11 protein-coding genes and 1 pseudogene are annotated in these 11,922 nt (G+C 54.9%); 4 read left to right on the forward strand and 8 right to left on the reverse strand.

Going from position 1 to position 11,922, the window contains the following annotated elements; all coding sequences use genetic code 11:
* Positions 1-47: 47 nt before the first annotated feature.
* Positions 48-581: a Uma2 family endonuclease gene (locus Q2B33_RS20260; protein ID WP_300564649.1), complete on the reverse strand. Its 534-nt coding sequence runs from the start codon at positions 579-581 to the stop codon at positions 48-50.
* Between the two features lie 216 nt (positions 582-797).
* Positions 798-1,118: a HEAT repeat domain-containing protein gene (locus tag Q2B33_RS20265; protein ID WP_300564625.1), complete on the reverse strand. Its 321-nt coding sequence runs from the start codon at positions 1,116-1,118 to the stop codon at positions 798-800.
* Between the two features lie 165 nt (positions 1,119-1,283).
* Here Q2B33_RS20265 and Q2B33_RS20270 point away from each other — a divergent pair, with 165 nt between their 5' ends.
* Positions 1,284-1,835: a TetR/AcrR family transcriptional regulator gene (locus Q2B33_RS20270; protein WP_300564627.1), complete on the forward strand. Its 552-nt coding sequence runs from the start codon at positions 1,284-1,286 to the stop codon at positions 1,833-1,835.
* Positions 1,836-1,911: 76 nt separating this feature from the next.
* Here the strand turns inward: Q2B33_RS20270 and nrdG are convergent, their stop codons facing one another.
* Complete coding sequence (nrdG, locus tag Q2B33_RS20275; protein WP_296462819.1) at positions 1,912-2,508, reverse strand: anaerobic ribonucleoside-triphosphate reductase activating protein; 597 nt, start codon at positions 2,506-2,508, stop codon at positions 1,912-1,914.
* A complete protein-coding gene (gene nrdD, locus Q2B33_RS20280) occupies positions 2,505-4,631 on the reverse strand; it encodes an anaerobic ribonucleoside-triphosphate reductase (RefSeq protein WP_300564629.1) in 2,127 nt (708 codons plus the stop codon). Before nrdD ends, nrdG begins: the two co-directional genes overlap by 4 nt.
* 297 nt (positions 4,632-4,928) lie before the next feature.
* Between nrdD and Q2B33_RS20285 the strand changes: the two genes are divergently transcribed.
* Positions 4,929-6,554 (forward strand): DUF6020 family protein, encoded by a 1,626-nt coding sequence (locus Q2B33_RS20285; protein ID WP_300815823.1) that lies wholly within the window; start codon positions 4,929-4,931, stop codon positions 6,552-6,554.
* 36 nt (positions 6,555-6,590) lie between these two features.
* On the forward strand, positions 6,591-8,318 hold the full coding sequence (locus Q2B33_RS20290) for a hypothetical protein (protein ID WP_300564633.1): 1,728 nt from the start codon (positions 6,591-6,593) through the stop codon (positions 8,316-8,318).
* A gap of 22 nt (positions 8,319-8,340) precedes the next feature.
* On the opposite strand, the gene Q2B33_RS20295 is transcribed toward Q2B33_RS20290, so the two are convergent.
* From Q2B33_RS20295 to Q2B33_RS20310, 4 genes are all read right to left on the reverse strand, one after another.
* Positions 8,341-8,799: a hypothetical protein gene (locus Q2B33_RS20295; protein ID WP_296462833.1), complete on the reverse strand. Its 459-nt coding sequence runs from the start codon at positions 8,797-8,799 to the stop codon at positions 8,341-8,343.
* Positions 8,800-8,971: 172 nt separating this feature from the next.
* On the reverse strand, positions 8,972-10,285 hold the full coding sequence (locus Q2B33_RS20300; RefSeq protein WP_300564636.1) for a DUF1186 domain-containing protein: 1,314 nt from the start codon (positions 10,283-10,285) through the stop codon (positions 8,972-8,974).
* A gap of 80 nt (positions 10,286-10,365) precedes the next feature.
* Entirely contained in the window at positions 10,366-10,701 is a 336-nt protein-coding gene (locus tag Q2B33_RS20305) for a hypothetical protein (protein ID WP_300783929.1), read from the reverse strand.
* Positions 10,702-10,814: 113 nt separating this feature from the next.
* Positions 10,815-11,444, reverse strand: a complete 630-nt coding sequence (locus Q2B33_RS20310; RefSeq protein WP_296462843.1) for a class I SAM-dependent methyltransferase — start codon at positions 11,442-11,444, stop codon at positions 10,815-10,817.
* Positions 11,445-11,592: 148 nt separating this feature from the next.
* On the opposite strand from Q2B33_RS20310, the pseudogene Q2B33_RS24595 reads away from it, so the two are divergent.
* A pseudogene (locus Q2B33_RS24595) lies at positions 11,593-11,922 on the forward strand (transposase); the annotation flags it as partial.

The raw sequence follows: 11,922 nt of genomic DNA on the forward strand, positions 1-11,922 counted from the left end.
AGGCAGCATTCAGCGTTATGCAGTATAAAACAGGAACTGCGGACATTTTACCGGATACATATCGAAAAGCCATCATATATCCCAACAGGTATATCCTCTCCAAAAGCATATTGTTCTACAGTATCCTTTTCGAACGAATACACTGTCGTCATCCTCTTGTCCGAATCGACAATCCAATACTCCCTGACTTCCGCGGTACGATATTGGAATAGCTTTGTCAGATAGTCCCTCGGTTTGCTGCTCGGCGACACTATCTCGATAATCCAGTCAGGCGCCCCATGGCATCCGCTGTCGTCTAGCTTGGCTAAATCACAGATAACCGAAATATCCGGTTCCAAATAATTGATATCGTCATCCTTTAAAAATACGGCGAATGGAGCAGCCAGCACCTCGCATTGTCCATTATTGCTTCGAATATAATTATATATCTGATTATGCAGATATCCCGAAATACGCTGATGCTTCCATGTCGGTGGCGCCATATAATAGATTTTGCCGTCAATCAGCTCCGCACGTTCTCCATCAGGCAATGCAAAAATATCCTCTATCGTATAGATTTCTTCTTTTCTAAGTGCATCCATAGCATCCACCTCCTTCTCTTCCATAATTATGTTACCATAATTACACGCTATAATCAACAAAATCTGAATCCTGCCATGGCGAATCATGCCTTCAAAATATCGCTTGCTTACAAATCCTATCCCACGCAGAAGGAGCCGGGGCAAAGGGCCGAACCGCACCATGGGTCCTCCCTTTGCCTCAGCTCCTTTCAGACCGGAAACCTGACGCTCCCCCGATTATTTCTGTTTTGCCAGCGCGTCCCTCACAGCCTGGAGCACCTTCTCGTCCTTTTCATGGGTCAAGGCATATCTCAGCCTGGTCTCCACATAGCTTCCCCTGCCGTTTCCCAGAGCCGTTATGGCCGCTTTGCGGATATCCGGATCCGCGTCTTCCGTCAGCCCCACTACGGTGTTCCGGACATCCTCATTTTCTATCTTACCTGCCACACCGGCAATCACCGCCAGCCTGACCTCCTTATCCTTGTCGCCGACAAACTTCAACACCTTTTCCACTTTGCCCTTGCCCGCCAGTTTTTCAATCTTCTCGATTTTTCCCATGTCTTTCCTCTCTTTCCTTTGTCTCTGTCTTTTTGTTCCTGTTTTATTGCTTATTCCTCATTTTTGTATTATAATTCAGGAGAAATCGGCATGACAATGGTCAATTGTCAGAATCTGTTACTTAATCAACATTCTCTGAAAAATGTGGATTAAAAGGAGGCGCCCATGAGAAAACCCCAGGACGATCTGCGTTACCAGAAGACGGAAGCCCTGATACAGAAGAATTTCCGGGAAATGCTGGAGGAGATGGACTATCAGCAGATTACCATACAGGAGCTGTCCCTGCGGGCCCAAATCAACCGCAAGACATTCTACCTGCATTATGCTTCCATGGACGACCTGCTGCACAGGGTGCAGACCGACACCCTGAAACGCTTCCTGGAACCGGTGAAAGACGCGAAATTTCCCCGCGACCTGGAGAAAATAGTACGCAACTGCTATGAATTCTCGGAGTCCTCCGATAAGCTGGATGAGAAGATTTTGAACAGCAAGGGGCACTTCCCCATTGCCGAAACACAGCTTGAAAGCGGGGACATTTCCTACTTTGCCGAAGACTACGACCGATATCCTGCCGACAATCGGCTCTATCTGCACATCTATATCAACACTTGCCTGACGAGCATTTACAGGCAATGGGTCAAGGGCGGACGAAAAGAGCCCATGGAGGACATGATACAGCTTACCATCCGCCTGATTTCCCACGGTCTTTTATCCTAAGGAATTTTCCTGACCAAGGCCCTCTGAAGAAGGGCAGCAGCTAGGCGCCCTGTCCGAGCCTTTCCACGGAGAGCAGTCACAGGCACACCGTCCTGCCCTGCCGCCCCGATTCCTTCAGGTCAATCAGCCGCTGGTTCTCCGAGCCCCGGAAGGCCAGGCGGAGGTTCTTCCGCTCCTCCACGAACTCGCCGTCCACCAGTACGTCTATCAGAGACAGAAGCTGCGTCACCTCCCCGGCTCCAGGCCCGCCGCCCTGGCTGTCAGCCCCGCCGCGGTCCTCCTCCGGGCGCTTCTGCGCGCCGCAGGCACATGCATCCCGCTCCTCCCTGGCCCAAGCCAGCAGATCCTCCTCATAGCGATACCCCGTATAACACCAGATATCCTTCCCCGGGTACCGCTGGCGCACCGTCTGCAGGAGCGACAGCACCGTCCCCCGGTTCTCCGGCTCCATGGGCTCCCCGCCCAGGAGGCTCAGTCCCCGGATATAATCAGGAGCCAGCGCCTCCAGAACCTCCTCTTCCGTCTCCCGGGTATAGCGCTGCCCGAAGCCAAAATCCCAGGCCTCGCTGTTGAAGCATCCCTTGCAGCGGTGGGTACAGCCGCTGACGAACAGGGACACCCGGATGCCCGGACCGTTGGCCACGTCTGTCTTTTTGATCGTCGCATAGTTCATAGATGCAGCACCCTCGATTTGATTTCCTTTGTCTTGCCCGCGTTCCAGAAGTTCTCCCCCAGGTATCCGCAGGTCCGCCTGGTGACGTTCATCTTGGAATGGTCCTTATTGTGGCACTGGGGGCATTCCCACTCATTGTCCTCATTGACCTGAATCTCTCCGTCAAATCCGCAGACATGGCAGTAGTCGGACTTCGTGTTGAACTCGCCGTACTGGATGTTGTCGTAGATGAAGCGAATCACTTCCTCCACGGCCTCCACATTGTTCAGGAGGTTAGGCACCTCCACATAGGAGATGGCCCCGCCCAGGGACTTGTTCTGGAACTCGCTCTCGAAGCGGAACTTCGTGAACGCGTCGATGGGCTCCCGGACATCCACATGATAGGAATTGGTGTAATACCCCTTGTCCGTCACATTGGGGATGTCCCCGTACTTCTCCTTGTCGATGCGGGCGAACCGGTAGCACAGGGTCTCCGCGGGCGTCCCATAGAGGCTGAAGCCTATCCCCGTCTCCTCCCGCCATCTGGCAGCCGTGTCCTTCAGATGATCCATGACCCGCAGGGCGAACTCCTTGCCCTTGGGGTCGGTATGGCTGCAGCCCTTCATGAGCCAGGTCAGCTCATAGAGGCCGATATAGCCCAGGGACATGGTGGAATAGCCGCCGTACAGGAGCTTGTCAATCTTTTCGCCCTTTTTCAGGCGGGCGATGGCCCCGTACTGCCAGTGGATGGGGCTTACGTCGGACACCGTGCCCAGCAGGGCCTTGTGGCGGCACATCAGCGCCTCGTAACACAGGCCCAGCCGCTCGTCCAGCCGCTTCCAGAAAATCTCCTCATTGCCCTCGGAGACGATGCCGATCTGGGGAAGGTTCAGGCTGACCACGCCCTGGTTGAACCTACCCTCCCATTTGTAATTCCCGTCCTCGTCCTTCCAGGGGGACAGGAAGGAACGGCAGCCCATGCAGGAGAACACATTGCCCTCGTAATTCTCCCTCATCTTCTTGGCCGAAATATAGTCCGGATACATGCGCTTCGCCGAGCATCTGGCCGCCAGGCGAGTGACATAGTCGTACCTTCCGCCTTTTAAGCAATTGTTCTCGTCCAGCACATACACCAGCTTGGGGAACGCGGGCGTCACATAGACCCCCTTTTCGTTCTTCGTCCCCTGCAGGCGCTGGTTCAGAATCTCCACGATAATCCGGACAGTCTCCTCCACATACTCGTTCTCATCGTCTATGTGCAGGAACAAGGTCACGAAAGGCGACTGTCCGTTGGTCGTCATCAGGGTGTTGATCTGATACTGGATGGTCTGGACGCCGGAGCGCAGCTCGTCCTGGAGGCGCAGCTCCACGATGCGCTCCTTGTCCGCGGCGTCCAGCCTGTCCCCGAACTCCTCGTCCAGCTGGGCGGTGAACTTGTCCTTGCTCTTGCGCAGATATTTCCCCAGGTGCTTGATGTTCACGGACTGGCCGCCGTACTGGTTGCTGGCCACCGCCGCGATGATCTGGGTGGTGACGGTGCAGGCCACCTGGAAGCTCTTGGGGGACTCTATCATCTTTCCGTTGATGGATGTCCCATTGTCCAGCATGTCCTTGATATCGATCAGGCAGCAGTTGAAGATGGGCTGGATGAAATAGTCCGCGTCATGGAAATGGAGCACGCCATTGTCGTGGGCCAGGGAAATGTGCTCCGGCAGGAGCATGCGCCTGGTCACGTCCCGGGACACCTCCCCGGCGATATAGTCCCGCTGGGTGGAGGCCAGGCGGGTGTTCTTGTTGGAGTTCTCCTCCGCCAGCTCCTTGTTCTCGTTGCGGATCAGCTTCAGGATGGACTCGTCCGTAGTGTTGGACTTACGCAGGAGGCTGCGCTGATAGCGGTACACCATGTACTTCTTGGAGAGGACGTATTTATTGTGCTGCACCAGATGCTGCTCTATCACATCCTGCACATGCTCCACCGCCTGCAGCTCCCTGCCCTCGTCCTGCACGGCCGTGAGGATCTCGTCCACCAGGGCCTGGTCAGCCCTGTCCCGTTCCTCTACCTCGTTGTTCGCCTTCTGGATGGCCGCTACAATCTTCTCCTCTTCGTAGGGCACCACGCGCCCGTCTCTTTTCTGAATCCTCATACGCTCTCCGCTCCTCATGAATGCTCCTCTTCATTATGAATAATCTTCTTCAATGAATGCCCGTCTTCATTGCCACACGCCGCATACAGAAAGCCGCACCGCAAGTGCAACGGATACGGCCGTTTTCTATATCTTGTGTTCACTGTCGGACTTTTTGTCTATATTTTGTATCTCACATTATAATAGACAATCCGGGAAAAAGCAAGGGCTTATTTTATCCATTTTGAATGTTGCAAAAGAACAGGGGGTACATTATAATGAATGGCGAAGGGAGGTGCCGTACTTTACCGTATGCGCATGCGAAAATGGATTTTTTCCGCAATCGGCGGACTGCTCTGTGCCTTCTGCTATGTGGCGGGCCGTCAACTGGATTGCTTTGATACATTAGACCTCACGGATAAGGCCTTTTACGTGAAATGGGCATTGGCCGGGGCGGGCAGCGCCGTGGCTCTGTATTTCCTCTGGCAGCTGATCGACCGGATAGCCGAAAGGCCCGCGAAAGAGACAGCCGCGCCGGGGGCGGGGCGCCGGAAAAGCCGTCTGCTCTGCGCGGGCCTTCTCTTCCTGTGCTGGCTTCCGGCCCTGTTCTCCATTTTTCCGGGCGCGTTCTCCTACGATGCCTATAATGAATGGGAGCAGGTGCGCGACGGGATGCTCACCGCCCACCATCCCGTGGCCCATGTGCTGCTGCTGGGAGGCCTTACGGAGGGGCTTCACGCGCTGACAGGGAATTATAATGCGGGAATCGCGGTATATGCCGTCCTGCAGATGCTTTTCCTGGCCTGGGCGCTGTCGGCGGTGACAGAGTTCATGGCGCAGGCCGGCGTGCCGCGCCCCTTCCGGATGCTGACCCTGGCCGTCTATGCCCTTTCCCCGGTGGCACAGCTTTTTTCCATCTGCGCCACAAAGGATGTGCCCTTCACAGGGGCAGAGCTGTTTTTCTTCCTATACGCCATCCGGTTCTCGGCGGACCGCAGGTTTCCGGGGGACAGGCCGGGGATGCTCCGTTTCGGCGCGGCCGCCCTGTGCACCATGATATTCCGCAACAACGGCCTGTACATCGTCATCCTGACGCTGCTGGTCCTGGGGATATCCGCTCGGGCGGACTGGCGTAGGCATAAACGGAATCTGGTGGCGTTTCTGCTGGTCACGATCGTCCCCTATCTGATTTATATCGGACCGGTGTACAGGGTGCTGGACGTAGCGCCGGGTGGGGTGGAGGAAATGCTCTCCGTGCCTCTGCAGCAGATGGCCCGTGTCCATCGGTACGATTCCGCCTCCCTGCAGGAAGAGGACCTGGAGGCCCTTTACCGTTTCGTGGGGCGCGAGTCCCTGGAGCAGTACAAGCCCACAGTGTCCGACCCCGTGAAGCAGGGCTTTCACAGGGATGCTTTCCTGGCCCATAAGGGAGATTTCTTCCGCCTCTGGATCCGGCTGGGGGCAGCCCATCCCCTGACCTATGTGAATTCCTTCCTAATCAACACGGTGGACGCCTGGTATCCCCATGCCCTGATCGACGGCTACCGCCACGCGGACGGGAAGGGAAGCTATTTCGACTACAGGGTGGCCCCGCCCGGAGAAGAGCGGGTCTATCTGCCCGGGCTGCATGCATTCTATGAGCGTCTGTCCCATGACCCGGAAGCCCAGAAGGCCCCCCTTGCCTTCCTGCTGCTGAGCCCCGGATGGCATCTTCTGTGCACCATGGTCCTGTTCCTCTATTTCTGGAGCCGCAGGAAATACCGGCTGTTCACGCCGATGTGGATTTTCGTGTTCCATCTCCTCACGGTGCTGATGGGCCCCATGATCCTGGTGAGATATATGCTCCTGTTCTTCTTCGCCCTTCCCCTGGTATGCGCCATGGCTTTATTTCCCCGGGGATTTGAGGCGGACCTGAACTGTGGAACAGGGGAACGACATACTTAATAGAAAGCAAAACAGAACGCAAAATGGAGAAATCTGATGAGAGGAACCGGAAACCTTCAAGACAGCCAGTCCCGGAAGCACCGGCTGATTTATATAGTCCTGACCGTGACGGCCCTGCTCTGCGGCCTCATCTGGTCAGTGACCAACGTGTCCCATGACTGTACGTACCATATCAGCATGTCCCAGCGGCTGCTCTCCGGGGACAGGATGTTCCTAGAAATGTGGGAGCCGCACCAGACCTCCGCATTCCTTACGGCAGCCCTGATGTGGATCTATGAAAAAATATTCCGGACCACCACGGGCATCGTGCTCTACCTGCAGGTCTGCGGAATCCTGATCCGGGGCGGCATCGCCCTCCTGTTGTACAGGGCGCTTCGCCGGGAGCTGGAAAAGCCCCTGGCCTACGGCTGCGCCCTGCTATTCTTCCTGATTTCCCCCAAGGACTTCGCGCTGCCGGAGTTCGCCAACATGCAGCTATGGTTCTCCACGCTGTCTGCTATCTGTCTGCATGCCTACCTGAGGGGAGGGAAGCGCCTCACGCTGGCGGCGGGGGCATTCTGTCTGTGCCTGGCAGTTCTCTCCTATCCCTCCTGCCTGGTCCTCTTTCCGGGCGCCATCGCGCTGCTGGCGCGCTATTCCCCGGACAGGCGGGGCGGCATCCTGACTTTTTCCGGCGTGTGCGCGGGGGCAGGAATCGCCGTGGCGGGATATTTCCTCCTCACCCTGGGCCCGGACACCCTTCTGCAGTGCATAAGGGGGATGCTGGCGCTGGAGCCCTCCCACACGGTCAGCGCGACGGACAAGCTGGCCGGATACCTGCAAGATGCCCTGAGGATCCTTCCGGTATTTCTGGCGGTGGGCGCGGCAGGCTTCGTCCTGAGTAGGCTCCTGCATTCCCTCCGCCGTCCCGCCGAAGGGAATGGGCAGGAGAGGCGGCAGCTCTGGCTGCTCTGCTCCGCAGGCATCCTGCTGGCCGGATTCCTCCTGAACATCCTGAGCTTACAGAACCGCACCGCCTACAGCCTCATCTTCATGGCCGTCATCGCCGCAGGCTCCTGGAACTTACGGAAACTGACAGACGGGGAGAAAAGGCTGTATCTGTGCCTGACCACCTTCGGCAGCCTGGAGTTCCTGGCCACGCTGCTCCTGTCCAACATGCCCCTCCTCCCCTCCGTGCCCTATGCGCTGCCTGCAATCATCGCGGCCCTGATACCGATTGAAAAGGCGTTCGCTTGTGCGGAAATGAAGAAATGGGGATGCCGCTGCTTCATCTGTCTCGTGATGCTTCTGGCATTCAGATGCGTCTATATCAGGACGCCTCTGACCGGAAAGGGGCAGATGTGCTCCATCCTGTCGGATCTGTCCGTGGTCCGCAGCGGACCGGCATGGGGCATCATCTCCAATGAGGATGGCGTCTGCATAGAGCGCGACAGCTACCCTGAGTGGAAGCAGTGGATCCGGCCGGGAGACAAGGTATGGATCATAGGCGTTCCGGCGAATACGCTGGGATATCTGTATGAGGATGTGGAAGTGGCAGGGCCGTCCACCATGTCTACCCCTTCCTACAGCAGCGCTGTCCTGGAATACTGGCGCATGAATCCGGATAAATATCCTGATGTCATCGTGGCGGAAAGCTATCTGGGGACCCTTGCCTATGAACTGCAGACGAACACCTGGCTCCTGTCCTGGCTGGAGGAAGAATACCGGCCGGAGCAGGTGGTAGACGGGACATATTATAAATACTATTTCAGAAAGGCCAGATGAGCTCCCCCATCTGGCCCTGGAATCAAATCCTGTAATCGGAATCCAGCAGTCCCCTGACGATACGGTGAGCCCTGCCCACATCCTCCACGGACACGCCGATTACGAATCTGTCTTCGCACCGCACATAGCGCTGCATATTGATATCGATGTCCTGGATGGAAAGGCTGGAGACGATCATGCCGATCCTCCGGGTGTTGAAGCGCCCATGCTCAATGTAGAGCAGCCGCACTTCCCCGTTCACATCGATCGTGGTAGCGTCCAGCTCCTCCCTCAGCATGGCAATGAAGCCGTCTATCTTTCCGCTCTCCGGCTTTCTCACCACGATTGCAAGCCAGTCGATGTTGATCGCCATGCACTCGCAGGGAATCAGGCATTTCTCCAACACCTCGAATATCTTTACGACGCTTCTTTCATCCCTTGCCAGCTTCGCCCGCCCAATCGTCACCCGAATCGCGGATATTTCCCGAATTCTGCTCTCCATCTGTCATCCCAACGCTTTCCCGTTTTTTCCTTTATGGCATATGCCGACGTGCCCGTATGGCCCTTCAGCCATGGGGCTTATCTAATCTATCAAAACTTGTGCAAGTATACCATAAAATCAGGGAAAAGACAACTGGTTTTGGGGATTTATGGGGATTCGGGGAATATTCAGATTATTTTCCCATCTTCCCGAAAAACCCGCGGACATCCTCCAGGATTCCCTCCGGATCCTCTTCCTCCAGCAACTCTTCCAATACCTCCAGCCAGTCCTGGCAGTGGTAATGGATGGAATGCTTTCTGTCATACGCCTGGAAGGACTCTATCCCTTCCTCCTCCAGCAATGTCCGGAACCGCTCATACGCAGCAGAGAGATAGACCCGCCTCCGGTTATGTACCACGCTTTCCTCTTCCCTCCTCCAGATGGGAATCGCCCGGTGCTTCAGGGCAAGGTACAGCAGCTTGTCGATTTCGATGCTTTCGCGGCTGAAACAATCCTCCAGATAGATCCTGTCCCCATCGCCGCCTTGCCTCGCCTCTGGATACTCCTTCAGCCACCTGGCCTTTTCCTGGGGAGTCTCGACCAAATCCAGCGGCGATTTGGGCTTATTCAGGCAGCACTGCTTATACTTTTTCCCGCTTCCGCAGGGACATGGGTCGTTCCTGCCAATCTTGCGCTTCGGCTCTGTCCTGTTGAATTCCTGATCCAGCTTCCTGAGCGCCTGAGAGAAATTCTTCTCCAGCTCCCTGCTCCTCTTTTCCGCCTCCGGGTCATCGAACATAGCCCATCCCCTGAGCATCTGAACTGCCTGGACAGGGGACTTGCAGAAATTTTCCCGGCTGTCCCAGTATGTGAACACTTCGTCCACACATTCGTCATACCCGCCGATGGCCCTCCCCTCTATCCGGTCATCCTCATAAAGCCTGTATATCTCCGGGAGCATCTCCACAAAATGGCATCTGCAAATCACATCTGCCAAAGCAGTGTAGACATAGTCCCCAATCTCCTCCCCATATACAATCTGCCGCAGGAAATCCTGCCAGTCCTGCTTCCCCAGCGTCCCGTCCAGATATAACTGGCCCATGACCCTCAGCAGCCCGGACCTGACGTAATCGCCCACATCGGGGGAGCGGACGGCATCCATGAGGAGCCGGATGTCGCCATTGTACATATTGTACAGGATCGTCGGCAGGCTCTCTGTCATGGCGTCCCCCATCAGAAAATCCACCGTATCCTCCGGCAGGCATGCCAGCTCCATCATCCTGGGGAAGAAATCCCTGTCCTGGAACTGGGCCAGCAGGAACATCGCGTAGAAGTGCAGCTGATAGTCCTCGTCCAGGTCTTCGCCCTCTGCGATGGCCTTCTCGACGGCGCTGCGCAGACAGGGAATCGCTTCTGCTCTGTTGGCACATATAATCTCGAATTCCTCCTGTGGGAACTTTTTGCTGCGTCTGGTGATTGCTTCAATTGCTGTCTGTAGCTTTTTCATTGTGGCCCCGCCTTTTTTACGTTTGTAGCTCAGCTTCTTTCCGATTCTCCCTGATTCCTATTCATAGGGAAATCTGCAGCCTACTGTATATAGTTCTTGTAGGCGAACTTCAATAATTCCGTGGTCTTTCCGATCTGCCCGTACCTGGTGCTCCTCCAATGCTCCAACTCTGACTGTATGTTCCTCTCGAAGGGATTCTCCTGAATCAGATCCTTATATGCTGCTTTTATGACGGCATCCTTAATAATGCAGCTCCGGCAAGATTCTTTTTGCTCTGACGGCTCCGTTTTCTGTACTGTAAGGTTCTCCATATCGGGCGTGTTGTCCTTCACCAGGCTGCTGGCTATGAATCTTCCGTCTATCATGAGTCCTAACGTATTGCCATCATTATCCTTGCCCCTGTGCGTCGCCTTCATTGCAGCCCTCCGCGCATGTTATTTGCCAATATTATACCGCGAATCATTCATAAAAGCAAACTGTTTCATTGCGCAGCTGGCTCAGCTTATCGAAATATTCCTTTTAAGGGCTCTTAGGGATGCTGAAAAGGATGGCTTTTGCAGACATTGTGTGGACTGAATATTAAAATCCTTTCTTGAGGATGGTTGCCGGGCAATAAGTGCCGGCAGTCTATCTCGTCTGCATGCCTCAGCGCATCCTGCGCCATCAGGCATCTTGTATACTCATCTGTAGGATAATAGAAAAACAGCAGAAGCTCACGGGGATTTTCATAGTAAGATTCGATGACTCTTGCCAGGACGGCCTGCAGTATCTCTACGGAAAACGGATTGAAGAAATAGCATCTGTCCACTTCTGCCGGAACCGCATACTGCTCCGCGCTTCCCATGATGAAGCTGGTGCGTCTCCCTGAAACCGCAGTCAGCCGGTTCGCGGCCGCGCTGTCATAAATACGTTCATCGCACTCAATCCCGATAGATCTGCATCCTGTCTGAAAGGACAGGTAGAAGCATACACGTCCTTTTCCGGTTCCATAGTCAAGGAGTGTATGCTTCTTCCCTATATAGCCGCTGTTCGCCAGCCTTTCCAGGACAGGGTAGGGCGTCGGCTCGTAGGGGTATCTGTAGCGGTCCGCATGGGAGTCGTCGCGCCCTGTGGTCTTTATTTTCAGAAGTTTGTCCCATTGGGAGTCGGGTTGGGTCATGGTTTGGGTATCTCTTTTCTTCTATTTCTATTCATACTTGAGAGTTGAAAGTTTTCAATAAAGGAATAGCGCTTATAGTATGGATTATGGTATTCTTTAATCACCACAAAGAAAGAGATACCATCCAACCAGAAGTGCTATTCACTGTATGAGTTTACCATACTTTCTGGTGGATGACCATACATTATGCTAAATTTTATTGAAAACATTCTATACCATTTTGAAACCTGTTTTTCCCGCAAAGCTGCTTTCCGTTGGTTCGTGCCCATAACCATAGGACTTATGCTCCGTTCCGATAAGCTTGGGGTCACACCCATAATCCGTGACCTTGCGCTCCATCCTGGCTGTTACGGTTCCATGCTGCATTTCTTCAGGGCATCCTTCTGGTCGCTGGAGGAGATTCGGAAACGCTGGTCCTCTGCGGTAAAGCAGTATGCGCCCCTTTATAAAGAAGGGGGCCTCCATGTCCTTGTGGGCG

Origin of the sequence: uncultured Acetatifactor sp., from assembly GCF_948601915.1 — a bacterium.
Classification (GTDB): Bacteria; Bacillota; Clostridia; order Lachnospirales; family Lachnospiraceae; genus Acetatifactor.